Consider the following 16,189-nt stretch of genomic DNA (forward strand, 5'->3'; position numbering starts at 1 on the left):
GCGGTGGCACGCGCACTGTCCGATCTCGCGCACAAGTTGTTCGAAGCCGCAACCGAGGACATCGAGGCGAGCACACACGAACCCGCGCATCTGCACGGGTGAGCGCACGGGGAAGGTGCGAGTCAGCGCTGCGCGCTCACACCTTCCTGAGCGTCTTCATGGCCCGCTCGACTTCCCAGAACGCGCGGAGCGAGGTGATCTTTCCTTCGTCGTTCACCCGGTAGATGAACACGCCCTCGGCATCGATCTGTGCACCCGCGACCGTGGACCGGATGGTTCCGATGTTCACGTTCTCGTTCCCGCACACCAGAGAGTCGTCGATAAGGAACTCGAGCGACTCGGTGGTCGCGATCGTCATGTCGTAGAACCGTGAGATCGCATCGAGTCCGCGGTGCCCGTTGCCCTCGGGGTCGAACCCCGACGGCCCCACCGGGTCCTCCACACAGGCGTCCTCCGCAAAAAGGGCGAGCCATTCGTCCTTGCGCCGGCCACTGGCCGCCTCGCGAGAGGCGCGCCCCGCCGCACGTGCGGGGTGCTCGGCGGTGTCATCCGACGGAGCGGCGGCGTCGTTCTTGGTCACGGGTTGTCCTCTTCTAGGAGATGTACTGTTCGGCGAACTTGCGTAGGGAGTCCTGCTTGGCCTCGAGCGGCCCGTCGAATCCGATACCGTCGAAGATCCACGGCACGACGATGGTGTCGGTGACTCCGGCGTCCTCGAGTTCCGCGTAGCCGTCCTTGCCGAAGCGGTCGATGCAGACGGTCTGGATCTCGTAGGGTTCGTCCGCGCGCCCGTACTCCTCGCGCAACTGGCGTAGCCGGGTGATCACCTGCACCAGGTCGTCGAACTTGATCATCGCGGACGTCCAGCCGTCGCCCACCCGTGCCGCCCGGCGAAGCGCGACGTCGGTATGACCGCCCACGTAGAACGGCACCGGCTTGCTCGGGGCCGGACTCATCTGCAACCGGTCGAAGTCGAAGAACTCGCCGTGGTACTCCACCATGCCGCCGCCGAGGATCAGCTTGATGACCTCGATCATCTCGTCGACGCGAGCGCCGCGGCGCTTGTACGGGACGCCGCACCATTCGAACTCCTCCGGCGCCCATCCGATTCCGACGCCGAAACCGAATCGGTTGCCCGTCAGGTTGGCCACCGACCCCACCTGACGGGCGAGCAGGACCGGGTTGCGTGAACCCAGCTTGAGTACCTGCGTGTAGAACTCGATCTTCGATGTCACCGCACCCATCGCCGCCGCCGCGATCAACGGATCCACCCACGGGGTGTCCTGGGTCCACATACGCGACCCGTCCGGGGTGTACGGGTAGTCGGCGCTCTGCTTCTCCATGAAGAACAGCGAGTCGGGGAGCGCGATGGACGAGAAGCCACACTCCTCGGCGGTCTTCGCGAGAGCCTGCAGTTGGTCGAGAGGAGTCATGGCGACGCCGACGGTGTACTTCATGTGCTGTCCCTGTACCTAGTTGGTGCTGTACCTGGTTGCTGCTGTATCTAGCTGTTCGGCCGGTCGGACGAGACCACCCACATCGAGAAGTACTGCGAACCACCGCCGTAGGCATGACCGAGTGCTTTGCGGGCGTTCTCCACCTGGTGGTCACCCGCACGGTGCATCACCTGCATGGCCGATTCCGCGAACCGGATCATGCCCGAGGCGCCGATCGGATTGGACGACAGAACACCGCCCGACGCGTTGATCGGAAGCCGCCCGCCGATGGCCGTCTCACCCGACTCGGTGAGTTTCCAGCCCTCACCTTCGGCGACGAAGCCCAGGTTCTCGAGCCACATCGGCTCGAACCAGGAGAACGGCACGTAGATCTCGGCGACGTCTATCTCGTCGAGTGGATCCTTGATGCCCGCTGCCTTCCACAGGGCTGCCGCGGCGTCGCGGCCGGCCTGGGGATTCACCTGGTCCCGTCCGGCGAAGGTGGTGGGCTCGGTACGCATGGCGGTGGCGTGGATCCAGGCCACCTCACGCCCCTCGGCCAGTACCTGTTCGGCCGCGGCCTCGTTGCCGATCACCATGGCGCACGCGCCGTCGGAAGAGGGGCAGGTCTCGTCGTACCGGATGGGATCCCACAGCATCTGCGAGGCCTGCACCGACTCGAGGGTGATGTTCGGCTGCTTGAGGTGGGCGTACGGGTTGAGTGCGCCGTTCAGCCGATCCTTCACCGCCACCATTGCACCGATGTGCTCGGGTGCGCCGGAGCGCCGGATGTACGAGCGGACGTGTGGCGCGAAGTAACCACCGGCGCCGGCGCCCACCGGCATGTGAAACGGAATCGGAGTCGACAGCGCCCACATGGCGTTCGACTCGGACTGCTTCTCCCAGGACACCGTCAGCACCCGCTGGTGGACGCCCGACTTCACCAGGCTCGACGCCACGATCGCGGTGGAGCCACCCACGGAGCCGGCGGTGTGGACACGCAACAGCGGTTTGCCGTTGGCGCCGAGTGCGTCCGACATGGCGAGTTCCGGCATCATCGAACCTTCGAACAGGTCGGGTGCCTTGCCGATCACGATCGCGTCGATGTCGTCCCAGCCCACTCGCGCGTCTTCCATCGCCCGGTCGATTGCCTCACGGACCAGTCCGGCCATGGAGACATCGTGCCGCTTGGCCACATAGTGGGTCTGGCCGGTGCCGAGCACCGCGGCCAATTCGTTCGCCATCAGTTGCGTCCCTCCATGACCGCTACGAGATTCTGTTGCAGCACAGGTCCGCTCGTCGCGTGCGCCAGCGTGCGGCCGGCGTCACCATCCATGATGGCCTTCGCTGCGTAACCGATGCGTTCGAGTCCCGCCGAGAACATCGGGTTGCCGCACAGCGGCCCGCCCGACGGGTTGATCGTGGTGCCGTCCTCGAGTCCGATGGCCTCGCGGAGGATCAGCTCCTGGTGAGTGAACTGACCGTGCAGTTCCGCGACGTCGATTCCACCGACGTCACCGCCCGTCGCGGCGCGTGACGCGATCGTCGTCGACGGCGACACCGTGAGGTCGCGGGCCCCGAAGTTGGGGGAGTCGATTCGATGCTCGATACCGGTGATCCACGCCGGCCGCTCACACAGTTCGCGGGCGCGGTCGCCCGAGGCGAGGATCACCGCGGACGCACCGTCCGTGATCGGCGGGCAGTCGTGTGCGCGCAGCGGATCGGAGATGAACGGCGACGCGAGCAGGGTCTCGACGTCGACGTGTCCCGACAGTTGCGTGTTCGGGTTGTTCTGCGCGGCAGCTCGGCTGCGGGCCGCCACCGCCGCCATATCCTCCGCTGTCCACTTGCCGGCATCGAGTCCGAGGCGGGCCTGCAGGCCCGCGAGCGACACGGAGTCGAGGGTGAGCGGCGTGACCAGATACGGGTCGAGCTGCAGGGAGAGGATCTTGCGGAGGTTACCCGCGGACGACTTGCCGAACCCGTAGACCAATGCGGTCTCGACCTCGCCGGTCATGATCTTGATCCAGGCCTCGTAGAGGGCCCAGGCGGCGTCCATCTCGACGTGCGATTCGTTGATCGGCGGCACGGCACCGATCGAGTCGACCGCGGAGATGAACGAGAAGGACCGGCCGGCCAGGTAGTCCGAAGATCCGGAGCACCAGAAACCTATGTCCGACTTGGTGATTCCCAGTTCGCCATACAGCTGCTGGAAACAGGGAACCAGCATCTCTACGCCGTTGGTGGTGCCGGTGGTCTCGCGCACGTGAGGTGCGTGCGCGAAGCCGACGACTGCGATATCTGTCATTGTGCCGCGCCTCTACAGGTGGTGTTTGAAGGTGTCGTACTCGGCGTCGGGCTCACCCGTCGGCCTGAAGTACTCGATGTTCTCGAGGGTGTAGTCCCACTCCTCGCGCGGCTTCCACTTGGCCTCCACGCGCATGCCCATCCGAACGTCGGCGGCGTCGCATTCGAGGATCAGGTGCAGAAAGGCGATGTCCGCGCCGTCGAGCAGAACGTAGGCCGCGACGTACGGCGGCTTGATCCGCTGTCCGAGGAACGGCACGTTCACGATGCAGAACGTGGTGACGATGCCGCGGTCCGGAAGTTCCACCTGTTCCTTCGTCGGGATCCCGTCCGTGGGGTTTGCGCTGCGCGGCGGGATGTACACCTTGCCGCCGGGGCCGGTGCGGCCACCGATCAGCCTGCCCTCCTTCAGACCTCGGAGGTAGTAGCTCTCCTCCGCAGACGCCGAGTGCATGTAGTCGAGTTCGACCGGGGTCGTGATCATCGTGACGGGCTCGGACTCGCCGGCCACGGCGGGTTCGCTCGACGACTCACCGGGCTCGAAGCACTCGATGTCCTGGATACGCCCGGCGCGCTCCTCGGCCCACCGTGCCCGCACTCGCATCCCGGTGCTCATCGCCTCCGGCGACCGGACATCGACCGCGTGCACCAGCGAGGTGTCGGCGCCGTCGAGCTTGATCAGCGCCCAGGCGAAGGGGGTGGTGAGCGGCTGTCCGGCAATGGGTTCCGGCATCCACGTCCAGCTGACGACGGTCCCGGCGTCCGAGACACCGACGAAGTCGGTGAGTGGTTCTGCGGTCGTCGGATCGAATTCGGGCGGCGGCACGTAGACGCGCCCGTCCGAGCCTCGGGCTCCGATGACCTTGCGATCGCGCAGCGCGGTCACGAAGGCGCCGATGGTCGGACCCACCGATCTCGTGTAGTCGAATTGAAGTTTCAGCGGAGCGCTCAACGGTTTGTCCGACAGGTTTTCGGCCACCGCGCTCTTTCCCATGCTCACAACTTCGAGTAGAACAGGTTCTAGTGTTTGTGGCAAGGGCCACTTCTGACTACCGACGATGCGGAGGCATTCGATGAAGCTCGGGTTGCAACTGGGGTACTGGGGTGCGCAGCCACCGGCGAATGCGCCGGAGTTGATCGCCGCCGCGGAAGCCGAGGGATTCGACGCCGTGTTCGCCGCCGAATCGTGGGGCTCCGACGCGTTCACCCCCCTCGCGTGGTGGGGGTCGAGGACCGAACGCGTCCGGCTCGGGACGTCCGTCGTCCAGATCTCCGCGCGGACACCGACGAGCTGCGCTATGCACGCGCTGACACTCGATCACCTCAGCGGAGGACGCGCGATCCTCGGACTCGGGGTGTCCGGACCGCAGGTGGTCGAGGGCTGGTACGGCCAGCCGTTCGAGAAGCCGCTCGCGCGGACCCGCGAGTACGTTTCGATCGTGCGCAAGGTGCTGGCCCGCCAGGAACCGGTGACCAACGACGGCCCCCACTACCCGCTGCCGTATACCGGGCCGGGCAGTACGGGACTCGGGAAACCGCTCAAGCCCATCACCCACCCTCTGCGCGCCGACGTGCCGATCTGGCTCGGTGCGGAGGGACCGAAGAACGTGGCGCTCACAGCCGAGATCGCCGACGGATGGCTCGCCATCTACTACTCACCACGGCTGGCTCCCCTGTACAACAAGTGGCTCGACGAGGGTTTCGCCCGGGCCGGTGCGCGGCGAAGCCGAGAAGACTTCGAAGTCGCGGCCACGTGCCAGGTGATCATCACCGACGATCGCGCGACAGCGATTGCCGCCCTCAAGCCGATCACCGCCCTGTACGTCGGCGGTATGGGCGCACCCGAACTCAACTTCCACGCGCAGGTGTACACCCGCATGGGCTACGGCGACCAGGTCGAGGAGATCGGCCGGCTGTTCCGCGCCGGGCGCAAGGACGAGGCCGCTGCCGTCGTGCCGGACGAGATGGTCACGGAGACCATGATCATCGGCAATCTCGACGAGGTGCGCGCCGGTGTGCGGCGATGGGAGGACGCCGGCGTGACGATGTTGCTGGTGTCCTGCCGCGACGCCGACCACGTCCGGGAGCTGGCAGCGGCCGTGACCGGCTGACCCGTTCCGGTGTAGACGCCGACACGCAGTCGGTCCCCACCGCGGGCGAATGTATCGTCCACCGCATCTGAGGCATCGAAAGGTACATTCACCCGCCGGGAACGAGCATTCGGACGTCGGGTCGTGGACGCGAAGCAGCGAGCCGGTAGTGGGAACGCAGGTCGGCTGACACCCGCTCCGGATCGTCGCGGACGGCGCTCGGGAGTGTGGGCAGCACGATGATGCCGTGGTTCTGCATCCGAGTCCGGCGCTCGACCGTCGACTTGTAGGCCTTGGGAGAGAGATGCCAATCGAGTGAGTCGATGTCCCAGGCGAATGCAACCTCGTCGATCCACCCGTCGGGCATGGCGATGAACTGTCCACCGGCGTCGAGCACCTTGCGGTTGAAGACCATCTCGGGCAGTCCGCTGCGCAACCAGAGTCGGCGTGCCTCGGCCTCGGACACCGAGTGGACGTCGGCGCTGACCTCGCGCAGAACTGCCCGGGGAAGAGCGGACCCCCTGCCGCTGCCGGCATCGAGTTCCGTTCTCAGTTCGGCGACGGTTACACCGCCTCGCTGGATCACCTCGACGAGCACGAAGCCGGTGGACTGGACCCGCCTGTGCGTGGCGATCAGGATGTGGGCATCTCCGGAAGCCGGCGAACCGTAGCCGTACTCGTGGAGGGCTGCGCGACCGGTGAGAAGTGCGCCTTCACCGGTGTAGGCGACGGCGGCCACCGCGCGCTGCCGGGCCGTCGGGTGGCCGTTTCCGAGCATGACGATGCCGGGCGGTAATCGTTGCCACGGCTCGCCAGGACGGCAGCGGGAATCGACCGCCGAATTCGATACCCCCAGCTGCCTCAACTCGGCAACCCTGATGATCCCGTCGCGGCTCATTCCGTACAAGTCTTCGAGCCGATATCCCCACGCTCCCCGTCGCACACCCGTGATCCTCCCGGACCCGGTGTGGATCGGATGGCCGGTGACCTGGGATTTCTCCGATCCTGTGGATCGTTGAGCGGTTGTGGATAACCCGCCCGCCGCCGGGCGAATTTACCGTCCAACGCATCTGTTGCGTCGAACGATACGTTCGCCCGGGGAGCGAGAGTCAGGCGCCGGTGAACTTCGGGGCGCGCTTTTCGGTGAAGGCGCGGGGACCTTCCTTGGCGTCGGCGCTCTTGAAGACATCGGTGCCGAGAGCGGCGTCGATCTTGAAAGCCTCTTCCTCGTGCATGCCTTCGGTGTCGCGGATGGTCTTCAGGATCGCGCGGACGGCGAGCGGGCCGTTGGCGGAGATCAGTTCGGCGAGTTCGAGAGCCTTGTCGAGCGCCTGCCCGTCCGGGACGACGTGCCCGATGAGGCCGATCTCCTTGGCCTCGGGCGCCTTGATATGACGTCCGGTCAGCAGGATGTCCGCCGCGATGGTGTACGGGATCTGCCGCACCAGTCGGACGGCGGACCCGCCTAGGGGGTACAGGCCCCACTTCGCTTCGGAAACACCGAATTTCGCGCTCTCACCGGCGACGCGGATGTCGGTGCCCTGCAGGATCTCGGTGCCGCCGGCGATCGCCGGGCCCTCGACGGCCGCGATCAACGGCTTGGTGAGCCGACGGCCCTTGAGGAGCGCGTCGATCCGTGACAGATCCCAGCCCGACGACTTTCCCCCCTCGCCACGTTCCGCGGCCGAGAACGAGTCGCCGGGATGCTGGGACGTCATCGCCTTGAGGTCGGCGCCCGCACAGAACGCGCCGCCGGCGCCGGTCAGGATTGCGACGCGGATCTCGGGGTCGGAGTCGACCCGATCCCAGGCGTCCCGCATGATCGCCATCATGTCGCCGGACAGGGCGTTCTTCGCCTCGGGGCGGTTCATCGTGACGATCAGAACGTGTCCGCGCTTCTCGACGAGGCAGTGCGGTGCATGTTCCGAAGTGCCGGATTTTTCGGTGGTGGTAGAGGACACTGAAGTCTCCCGGAAGGTATGTGAGCTGGCTCTCAAACAGGGTCTTGCCAGAAACGGTAACACGTTCTACTTTGTTGACGTGGCCCTTAACATCGCAGATCTCGTAGAGCACGCAATCGACCTCGTTCCGGACCGCGTCGCGTTGGTCTCCGACGACCGGGAAGTCACCTATGCGCAGATGGAGGAAAGGGCCAACAGGCTCGGCCACTACCTGCGTGAACACGGTGTGAAGCCCGGTGACAAAGTCGGCATCTACAGCCGTAACACGATCGAGGCGATCGAGGCGATGATCGCCGTCTTCAAAATCCGTGCGGTGATGGTCAACGTCAACTATCGGTACGTTGAGAACGAGTTGCAGTACATCTTCGAGAATTCGGATATGGTCGCGCTCGTTCACGAGCGTCGCTACTCCGACAAGGTGGCCGCGGTCCTGCCCGCGACTCCGTTGCTGAAGACCGTCGTGGTGGTCGAGGACGGCACCGACCTCGACTACTCCGCGTACGGGGGAGTCGAGTACGAGACGGCGCTCGCCCAGAGTTCGCCCGACCGCGACTTCGGTGAACGCAGCAACGACGACATCTACATGCTCTACACCGGTGGCACCACGGGTAAGCCGAAGGGCGTCATGTGGCGGCACGAGGACGTCTGGCGTGTGCTCGGTGGCGGCATCAACTTCATGACCGGTGAGTACGTCGAGGACGAGTGGGATCTGGCGAAGCTGGGTGCCGAGAACCCGGGCATGACTCGTTTCCCCATCCCGCCGATGATTCACGGTGGCAGCCAATGGGCGGTGTTCCAAAGTCTTTTCGGTGGCGGCAAGTGCGTCATGCACCCGGAGTTCGACGGCCACGAGGTGTGGAGGATCGTCGATCAGCACCAGGTCAATCTCGTCTTCATCACCGGCGACGCCATGGGGCGCCCCATGCTCGACGCACTGGTCGAAGGAAATCCGGCAACCGGTGAACCGTACGACTTGTCGTCGCTGTTCCTCATGGCCAGCTCGGCGGCACTGTTCTCGCCGAGTATCAAGGACAAGTTCCTCGAACTCCTGCCGAACCGGATGATCACCGATTCCATCGGATCGTCCGAGACCGGCTTCGGGGGACTGAGCATCGTAGAGAAGGGCAAGTCCCTGGGCGGCGGACCGACTGTGAAGATCGACGGCTCGACGTCGGTTCTCGACGAGGAAGGCCATCCCGTCGAACCGGGGTCGGGCAAGATCGGCATCCTGGCGCGCAGGGGCCACATCCCGATCGGCTACTACAAGGACGAAGAGAAGACCAAGGCCACGTTCAAGGAATTCCACGGCGTCCGGTACTCGATTCCCGGTGATTTCGCCCAGGTCGAGGCCGACGGCACCGTGACCATGCTCGGCCGCGGATCGGTGTGTATCAACACCGGCGGCGAGAAGGTCTTCCCCGAAGAGGTGGAGGGTGCGCTCAAGTCGCATCCCGACGTGTTCGACGCACTGGTGGTCGGCGTGCCCGACGAGCGATTCGGTCAAGGGGTCGCCGCTGTGGTGCAGACTCGCGGCGGAGCGCGTCCGAGGCTGCACGAGCTTGTGGAGGCAGCACGCAAGGAGATTGCGGGTTACAAGGTTCCGCGCAGCCTCTGGTACGTCGACGAGATCAAGCGGTCGCCGGCAGGCAAGCCCGACTACCGCTGGGCCAAGGAACAGACAGAGTCCCGTCCGGCCGATGACACCAACGGTAACGGTTCACCCGAGAGCACCACAGTGACGAGCAAAGGCGCGTAATGCACAACAGTCTGAGTGAGAAGTTCGGCATCGAGTACCCGGTCTTCGGGTTCACCCCCTCCGAGCACGTGGCGGCCGCGATTTCGCGGGCCGGTGGTCTGGGTGTGCTGGGCTGCGTCCGGTTCAACGACCCCGAAGAGCTCGAGGCAGCCCTGACGTGGATGGATGAGAACACCGACGGCAAGCCGTACGGGGTCGACATCGTGATGCCCGCCAAGGTCCCGACTGAGGGCACCTCGGTGGACCTGGAGTCGCTGATCCCGGCCGAGCATCGCGCGTTCGTCGACCGCACGCTGTCGGAACTGGGTGTGCCGCCGCTGGATTCGGGTATCGAGCACGCGACGGGTGTGCTGGGCTGGCTGCACTCGGTGGCGCGTTCACACGTCGACGTGGCACTCAACCACCGCATCGCACTCATTGCCAACGCACTCGGGTCGCCACCCAAGGACGTCATCGATCAGGCCCACGCCAAGGGTGTTCCGGTGGCGGCGCTGGCCGGCGCTGTCGAACACGCACGGCGACACGTCGAGAATGGTGTGGACATCGTGATCGCCCAGGGTTACGAGGCCGGTGGACACACGGGTGAGATCGCGTCCATGGTGCTCGTACCCGAAATCGTGGATGCTCTGGGTGATTCCGCAACTGTGCTCGCGGCCGGTGGTATCGGCAGCGGACGTCAGGTCGCGGCCGCACTGGCGCTGGGCGCGTCCGGGGTGTGGATGGGGTCGTACTGGCTCACCACGTCGGAGTACAAGCTGGGCAGTGCCTCCGGCGAAGGGCCGTCCGCGATCCAACGGGCACTGCTCGGCGCGACATCGGCCGATACCGTGCGCTCGCGCATCTACTCCGGTAAGCCTGCGCGTCTGCTCAAGACCAAGTGGACGGACGCCTGGTCGAAGCCTGAAGCGCCGTCCCCGCTGCCCATGCCGTTGCAGAATCTTCTGGTCAGCGAGGCGCACCAGCGTATCGCCGCGTCGGAGAATCCCGAAGTCGTAGCGATGCCGGTGGGCCAGATCGTCGGTCGGATGAACAAGATCCGTCCGGTGGCCGAGGTGATGGACGAATTGGTCCAGGGCTACGAGCAGACGGTCAGCCGACTCGACGAGATGCGCTGACGTTCTGTGCCCCGATCCTGAATCCGGTTCGCGGTGAGATGATGTCGTCATGCGCGTCCACCATCTGAACTGTGGTTCGTTCCGACGTCGGTGGCGGGCCGTCTGCTGTGTCATGTGCTCCTGTGTGAGACTGCGGACGGCCTCGTCCTGGTCGACAGCGGCTTCGGGCTCGCGGACGTCGAGAACCCGAAAGCGCGGCTCGGGGGAATACTGCGGCACTCTCTCGGAGCCGTTCTGTCGGAGGACGAGACCGCCAGGCGGCAGATCGAGCGTATGGGCTTCGCTGTCGCCGACGTCCGCCACATCGTCGTCACCCACTTCGACGCCGACCACATCGGCGGAATCGCCGACTTTCCCGCCGCCACCGTGCACACGACGCGGGCCGAGTTCGGTGCGGCCGCGCATCCCTCGTCGATGCGTGAGCGCATTCGATTTCGCGCGCCGCAGTGGGCCTTCGGACCAACGATGGAACTCTATGACGGACCTGGCGAGTCCCTGCTTCGATTCCCGACCGCGTATCCGCTGCGGGGTGTCGCGGCGAACATCTTCCTGGTGCCACTTCCCGGACACACGCGTGGGCACGCCGCCGTCGCGGTGGATCTGGGCGGCGAAGGATGGCTCGTGCACGCCGGTGACGCTTTCTACCACCACAACACGCTCGAACGGGCAGCGGTACCGTCCAGCCGGGAAGCTCGATTTCTCGGAATCCTGGAGAGGTCGATCGCCGTCGATCGGTCTCTGGTGCGGCAGAATCACCGAACACTGCGTGACCTGGCCGGCGACAGATCACTGCGGGCTCGGGTGTTCAACGCCCACGATCGCACGCTGTTCGAGCAGTTCGCAGGTTCCGGCGGCTAGGGTGTCACCTCGACGATCCCGTGCGCTCCGCGTTCCGCGTCGACCATCGAGTGCGTGACGAACGGATAGTGACCGGCCTCCGGGAAGGTCAACTCGACGAAACCGCCCTGCGCTGGTGAGAGCCCCAGCACCTGGCTGCCGCCGCTCGACCCGGGATCCGTTCGTAACCGGTACGCGCCCTCCGCCCACACCGTGTCGAACTGGCCGCCGACGACGTGGAAAGCACTGCCCCGGTTGGGACCTGCGGCCAGCACCCACAGGCGCACCCGCTCACCGGCGCGCGCCTGTAGCGGATCGTGGTCGTACTGGTTGGCATACCCGCCCCACACCACGAGATCCGGATTTTCGGCGGCGATCTTGTCGGCATCGGCCTCTCCACCCTGGGGGCCGAGATACATCTCCGACTGCACCAGCACGTATTCGCGGTCGATCGGCGGCAGGTCCGGCGGATCGATGACGACCGCACCGAACATGCCATTGGCGATGTGCAGCGACATCGGCATCGTCGAGCAGTGGTAAAGCCAGATTCCGCTGCGCGTCGCGGTGAATCGGTAGACGAGTGATTCGCCCGGATCGATGGTGCGCATGGGCCCGTCCGGCGCGAGTGCGCCCGCATGGAAGTCGACGGAATGGCCGATGGTGCCGTCGTTGACCAGGGTGATCTCGAAGACGTCCCCTACCTTTCCTCGCAGTGTCGGACCGGGTGCGCTGCCGCCGAACGTCCACAGCTTCTGTGTCACACCCGGGGACACTTCGCGTTCGGCTTCGGTCACACCGAGAGTGAGACGATGCAGCGACTCCGGCGACGCGGCCGGCAGAACCGGGTCGCGAGCCACGAAGCCGGGCTCGGGTTCGCCGCTGAGGCTGCGTCGCACCTCGGCGGCGTCGAGCGTGGCCCCCGAGGCGGCGTCGGACGAGTGATGGTCGTCGTGGGTCGCAACGGTGCCCTCGCCATCGGTGCCCTCGCCATCGGTGCCCACCTCCACTCGCAGCACCATCCCCATCTGCCGGTGTCCGGTCACCGAGCACCAGCCGTCGAGGTCGCCGGCGACGACGCCGGCGTCGAGTGTCGCGGTCGCGCCCGGATCCGTGCGGGGGGTGCGGGTCCCGTTCTGTAGCACCAGATCATGACGCTCGGTACCGGTGTTGTTCAGGGTGACGACGAGACGGTCACCGCGGGGGACCTCGATAGTGTCGGGCACGAAACGCATTCCGTCGATGCGGATCTCGACCGAGGTGGTATGTCCGGTTTCGGTCACCGGTCCGGCCGACACCGTCGAGATTCCGAGCGAGACCGGGTCTGCCGCCACTCCCGCCGCTGCCGCGAAGACGACGGCGCCGAGTCCGGCGGCGGCGATGCCGAGACGCCGATTCGGCCGGGCGGGCCGCGCGGCGGATTCGGCAGGGTGCGGGGCGTCCGATGTCCGGCCCCGTAAGCCGCGGGACGTCCGGGCCGCGAGCACGACGAGCGGGAGGAACGAGGCCAGTGCCAGGAGGACCAGAATCGAGCACAGCACCCGGACGAGGCTGGGGACGGGAAGCACGCAGATCAGCAGTCCGCTGTTGGCCACGGCGATCCGGGCCCCCGAGCCGCGGTCGAGAACCGCACCGGCGGATTGCACTGCGCGCGGTCCACCACCGAGCACCACCGGAACCAGATAGGTGAGGGCGCCGAGGAGCACCTGTGCGAGGAAGCCTGCCAGCAGCGGAATCGTGACCAGGCCTGCGACCGTGGCTGCGTCGAACCAGTTCGGTGCGAGAGCGATCCCCACCGCCAGGTACAGCAGGCACACCAGAAACCACACTGTCCCGGCGAGCACCGACATGGTGGCGAAGTCGGTGGGCCGCTTCCGCCGGATCTCCGCGACATGAGGTGCGAGTACGTAGCCCGCGGCTGCGGTGTACCCGAGCACACCGGCCGCGGCGAGGAGTGGAATGCCGGCGATCGCACCGGTCGCGCCGATGAGAAGGCCGACGATCAGTGGGGGCAGACCGCGCCGCGCCGCGCGTTCGACACCGTCGGCCATCCGGGTGCGAAGCATGGTGGGCCAGAGAGTCACCAGGGTGCCGAGCACGGTCAGCCCCACCCAGCCGAACAGGTTGATCGCAGCATGCGCCACCACCAGGCGCTCGTGCAGTTCCCCGGACAGGTGGTCGTTCGCCATCGCCACGCCCAGACCGGCACCGACGGGCAGCGCGACACCGGCGCCGACGTAGTAGCGGACGGTGAAGCCGAATCGCGCGGGGAGTGCTCGTCGAAGCTGGCGCAGCAGCGAGAACGCATGCGACAGGCTGACGGCGGCGGCGGCGATGCCACCAGCCAGAACCGCAGGCCACCAGGAGGACACGACGCCGGCGATCACTCCGACGGCGCCCAGATTGAAGACCGCCAGCCGTACCGCCTGCTCGCGACGGCCGACGTCCGGGGGTCTGCGCAGCAGCGTCTCGGTGAAGTGCCAGCTCCAGATGAGGATCGCGTTGCTCGCGGCGCCCAGTCCCAGCAGGTGCACCAGCAGCCACCCGGAATACGGGAGGAACGGATGCACCAGCGACACCACCAATATTGCCGCCAGCCAGAGGAACACGATCGCACCGGTACGTAGATGCCAGGAGGAGCGGTTCATGCGTTCACCTCGTCCGCGGTGGCCGCGCGCACCGCGGACAGAACGGCGACCGCCGCGAACGCCAGTACCGCCACGATGTTCAGCACGCCACCGGCCTGCACCGCCCACTCGATACCGCGTGCGTCGCCGACCGCGATACGCAGCAGCAGCGACGCGTGGAGTAGCACCGCCGGCAGGTACATGACCGGGGTGTACGGCAGTGGCCGCCGAATCACCGCGGGCAGGATCACGGGTGCGTGCGCCATGATCATCGAGATCACGAAGCCGAGAAACAGCGCGTGCACGACGGCGTCGTAGCCGGCGCCCGAGCGCACCGGACCGGTCAGCAGCCACACCAGCGCCGGCACCGCCAGCCATGCGTAGCCGGCGAGAAGGCACCAGGCCATGTAGCGCGGAAGTCCGGACGCCCGCACCGTCCGGCGGGCCACGTCGTGCCTCCACAGCCAGAACATCAACGCGAGCAGTGAAGCGCCCAGCAGCGGATAACCGACCGTCGGCCACAGCAGGGCGGCGAGAACCGCAGCGACGAGGCCGCCGGCGACTGCGAGCAGCTGCGTCTCGGCTGCTGTATCCAGTAGCGCGACCCGAGCGAGTTCGAGCCGCTCACCGGCAATGGTCAGGATCAGGAATCCGGCCAGCCAAGGCAGTAGCCACGGGACCGGAACGTCCGCGAGCCACAACAACGCCGCTCCGGCGCCGAGTACTCCGCCGCCCGCCTGCACCAGGATCGCCGCGTCGCCCGCCCGTCGCCACAGCGGAACGTACACAGCGACGAGAGTCAGTGTGCCGACGAGGAACAGGGCTGCGCCGACAGTTCGCGGCGCGGCCGTCAGCACCAGCACACCACCGGCGCCGAGGCAGGCGGGCGCGAGCAGTCCCCACCGCCGGTCCAGCGCCACTGCCCGCTCGAGCGCCACCAGGGTCCCGACGAAGCCCAGCACGAGAATCACGCCGTGCACGCTCGGCAGCCGGGACGACGTGACCGGTGCCGGCAGTCCGAGAAGCAGCAGGGCGGCGTCCAGCCCGGCAAGTAGTGCGATACCACCCGGGATCAGGAGTAGGGCGCGGGAGGGGACGGCCGGATCACTCATCGGGGGCCCCCGGTAACAGCAGCCGGCAGGCACCCGGTTCGGAGAAGGGGATCAGATCGAGTTCCCGCGGAGCAGGGGGCGGGGCACCCAGTTCCGCGAGTGCGCCCTGCACGATCCCGAGATGCACCTGGCAGACGATGGCGGGGTAGCGGCGCGCGGCATCGAGCAGTGGGCACCGCCGCAACGCGACGCCGTCCGTGGCCGATCCGGAATCGTCGGGTGCGAATCCCAGCGTGGTCAGCAGGTCGAGCACGCGTGCTCGCGGTGGGCGGGTGTCGTCGGCCGCGTTGCCGTCGGCAGCTTCCCGGATCAACTCGCGTCCCCATTCCCGGCCCGCTGAGCGCGCATCGGCCTCGGGGTCCGCGCTGGTGCGGGCGAGATGGCCGGCGAGCGCGGCGGCCAGGCCGGCGTAGTCACGGACGCGCACGTCGGGTTCGGAGTCGGGGGAAGCGCGGTACAGCCAGGCCGGGCGTCCCCGGCCGTGTGCCCTCGCGGAGGTTCGGGTCACCAGACCGGAGTCGAGCAGGGCCTCGAGGTGCTCGCGCACCGTATTGGGGTGCAGGCCGAGCTGACTCGCGATGTCGTTTGTCCTGGCCGGTGCTTGCCGGCGCAGGTGGTCGAGCACGGTGGCGCGTTGTGGTGAGAGCAGGGCACGGGCCGGGGGCCCCGGTGCCGGGGCCGGGCCGTATCCGAGATCACTATTTTCCACGGAATTAACTGTAGTAAATTGGAAGGCAATCGGCCAGCAGACCGATTCGTGAGTCAACGCACCCCCGAGAGGACCTGCATCATGACGACGGACGAAGTGGTCATGGCGACCAACGCAGAGGATGCGGCGGCGGTCGAAGCCATCAAGAGCCACCACGCCGAGCTCGCCGGAAGGGTCGCTGCGTTGACCGACGCGATGCTGACCGCGGTCGAGCGTGACGGCGCCGGCTTCGAACAGGCTCG

15 protein-coding genes are annotated in these 16,189 nt (G+C 66.8%); 5 read left to right on the plus strand and 10 right to left on the minus strand.

All coding sequences use genetic code 11. From position 1 onward, the window contains the following. Positions 1-3: 3 nt before the first annotated feature. Entirely contained in the window at positions 4-102 is a 99-nt protein-coding gene (locus tag WAW17_RS03200; RefSeq protein ID WP_422331585.1) for a dsRBD fold-containing protein, read from the plus strand. A 34-nt stretch (positions 103-136) separates the two neighbouring features. Here the strand turns inward: WAW17_RS03200 and WAW17_RS03205 are convergent, their stop codons facing one another. Genes WAW17_RS03205 through WAW17_RS03225 form a run of 5 tightly spaced genes read right to left on the minus strand, consistent with a single transcriptional unit; the run spans position 137 to position 4,737 of the window. Beyond that, entirely contained in the window at positions 137-580 is a 444-nt protein-coding gene (locus tag WAW17_RS03205; protein WP_422331572.1) for a nuclear transport factor 2 family protein, read from the minus strand. Between the two features lie 13 nt (positions 581-593). Further along, on the minus strand, positions 594-1,457 hold the full coding sequence (locus tag WAW17_RS03210; RefSeq protein ID WP_422331573.1) for a TIGR03619 family F420-dependent LLM class oxidoreductase: 864 nt from the start codon (positions 1,455-1,457) through the stop codon (positions 594-596). Between the two features lie 47 nt (positions 1,458-1,504). Further along, positions 1,505-2,680 (minus strand): thiolase domain-containing protein, encoded by a 1,176-nt coding sequence (locus WAW17_RS03215; protein ID WP_422331574.1) that lies wholly within the window; start codon positions 2,678-2,680, stop codon positions 1,505-1,507. Beyond that, positions 2,680-3,744: a thiolase domain-containing protein gene (locus WAW17_RS03220; protein WP_422331575.1), complete on the minus strand. Its 1,065-nt coding sequence runs from the start codon at positions 3,742-3,744 to the stop codon at positions 2,680-2,682. The genes WAW17_RS03215 and WAW17_RS03220 overlap by 1 nt, the downstream gene beginning before the upstream one ends. Positions 3,745-3,756: 12 nt before the next feature. Beyond that, positions 3,757-4,737, minus strand: a complete 981-nt coding sequence (locus WAW17_RS03225; protein ID WP_422331586.1) for a Zn-ribbon domain-containing OB-fold protein — start codon at positions 4,735-4,737, stop codon at positions 3,757-3,759. A gap of 79 nt (positions 4,738-4,816) precedes the next feature. On the opposite strand from WAW17_RS03225, the gene WAW17_RS03230 reads away from it, so the two are divergent. Beyond that, positions 4,817-5,854: an LLM class F420-dependent oxidoreductase gene (locus WAW17_RS03230; RefSeq protein WP_422331576.1), complete on the plus strand. Its 1,038-nt coding sequence runs from the start codon at positions 4,817-4,819 to the stop codon at positions 5,852-5,854. 88 nt (positions 5,855-5,942) lie between these two features. Here the strand turns inward: WAW17_RS03230 and WAW17_RS03235 are convergent, their stop codons facing one another. Both WAW17_RS03235 and WAW17_RS03240 read right to left on the minus strand, forming a co-directional pair. After that, a complete protein-coding gene (locus tag WAW17_RS03235; protein ID WP_422331577.1) occupies positions 5,943-6,731 on the minus strand; it encodes a hypothetical protein in 789 nt (262 codons plus the stop codon). A gap of 211 nt (positions 6,732-6,942) precedes the next feature. Further along, positions 6,943-7,794 (minus strand): crotonase/enoyl-CoA hydratase family protein, encoded by an 852-nt coding sequence (locus tag WAW17_RS03240; RefSeq protein WP_422331578.1) that lies wholly within the window; start codon positions 7,792-7,794, stop codon positions 6,943-6,945. A 79-nt stretch (positions 7,795-7,873) separates the two neighbouring features. Here WAW17_RS03240 and WAW17_RS03245 point away from each other — a divergent pair, with 79 nt between their 5' ends. From WAW17_RS03245 to WAW17_RS03255, 3 genes are all read left to right on the plus strand, one after another. Beyond that, positions 7,874-9,550 carry an acyl-CoA synthetase gene (locus tag WAW17_RS03245; protein ID WP_422331579.1) on the plus strand — a complete coding sequence of 559 codons (1,677 nt, stop codon included), beginning with the start codon at positions 7,874-7,876 and terminating at the stop codon, positions 9,548-9,550. After that, positions 9,550-10,665, plus strand: coding sequence for an NAD(P)H-dependent flavin oxidoreductase (locus tag WAW17_RS03250; RefSeq protein WP_422331580.1), 1,116 nt, complete (start codon positions 9,550-9,552; stop codon positions 10,663-10,665). The genes WAW17_RS03245 and WAW17_RS03250 overlap by 1 nt, the downstream gene beginning before the upstream one ends. Before the next feature lie 90 nt (positions 10,666-10,755). After that, positions 10,756-11,523, plus strand: a complete 768-nt coding sequence (locus WAW17_RS03255; protein WP_422331581.1) for an MBL fold metallo-hydrolase — start codon at positions 10,756-10,758, stop codon at positions 11,521-11,523. Here the strand turns inward: WAW17_RS03255 and WAW17_RS03260 are convergent. From WAW17_RS03260 to WAW17_RS03270, 3 genes are read right to left on the minus strand one after another with little or no spacing between them, the layout of a single operon-like run. Next, positions 11,520-14,147 carry a multicopper oxidase domain-containing protein gene (locus WAW17_RS03260; protein ID WP_422331582.1) on the minus strand — a complete coding sequence of 876 codons (2,628 nt, stop codon included), beginning with the start codon at positions 14,145-14,147 and terminating at the stop codon, positions 11,520-11,522. The two genes, WAW17_RS03255 and WAW17_RS03260, sit on opposite strands and share 4 nt — an antisense overlap. Continuing rightward, on the minus strand, positions 14,144-15,238 hold the full coding sequence (locus WAW17_RS03265; RefSeq protein WP_422331583.1) for a hypothetical protein: 1,095 nt from the start codon (positions 15,236-15,238) through the stop codon (positions 14,144-14,146). The genes WAW17_RS03260 and WAW17_RS03265 overlap by 4 nt, the downstream gene beginning before the upstream one ends. Further along, the gene (locus WAW17_RS03270; protein ID WP_422331584.1) at positions 15,231-15,947 is read right to left on the minus strand and encodes a helix-turn-helix transcriptional regulator; all 717 of its coding nucleotides are present in this window, start codon (positions 15,945-15,947) and stop codon (positions 15,231-15,233) included. The genes WAW17_RS03265 and WAW17_RS03270 overlap by 8 nt, the downstream gene beginning before the upstream one ends. Positions 15,948-16,189 lie beyond the last annotated feature (242 nt).

The sequence above is a fragment of the Rhodococcus sp. (in: high G+C Gram-positive bacteria) genome, assembly GCF_049286785.1.
GTDB lineage: Bacteria > Actinomycetota > Actinomycetes > Mycobacteriales > Mycobacteriaceae > Rhodococcus_F.

Bases quoted from the DNA above. Each gene is read 5' to 3' on its own strand.
- WAW17_RS03210 (WP_422331573.1), bottom strand. From the start codon at position 1,457: ATGAAGTACACCGTCGGCGTCGCCATGACTCCTCTCGACCAACTGCAG.
- WAW17_RS03215 (WP_422331574.1), bottom strand. From the start codon at position 2,680: ATGGCGAACGAATTGGCCGCGGTGCTCGGCACCGGCCAGACCCACTAT.
- WAW17_RS03220 (WP_422331575.1), bottom strand. From the start codon at position 3,744: ATGACAGATATCGCAGTCGTCGGCTTCGCGCACGCACCTCACGTGCGC.
- WAW17_RS03225 (WP_422331586.1), bottom strand. From the start codon at position 4,737: ATGGGAAAGAGCGCGGTGGCCGAAAACCTGTCGGACAAACCGTTGAGC.
- WAW17_RS03230 (WP_422331576.1), top strand. From the start codon at position 4,817: ATGAAGCTCGGGTTGCAACTGGGGTACTGGGGTGCGCAGCCACCGGCG.
- WAW17_RS03235 (WP_422331577.1), bottom strand. From the start codon at position 6,731: ATGAGCCGCGACGGGATCATCAGGGTTGCCGAGTTGAGGCAGCTGGGG.
- WAW17_RS03250 (WP_422331580.1), top strand. From the start codon at position 9,550: ATGCACAACAGTCTGAGTGAGAAGTTCGGCATCGAGTACCCGGTCTTC.
- WAW17_RS03260 (WP_422331582.1), bottom strand. From the start codon at position 14,147: ATGAACCGCTCCTCCTGGCATCTACGTACCGGTGCGATCGTGTTCCTC.
- WAW17_RS03265 (WP_422331583.1), bottom strand. From the start codon at position 15,238: ATGAGTGATCCGGCCGTCCCCTCCCGCGCCCTACTCCTGATCCCGGGT.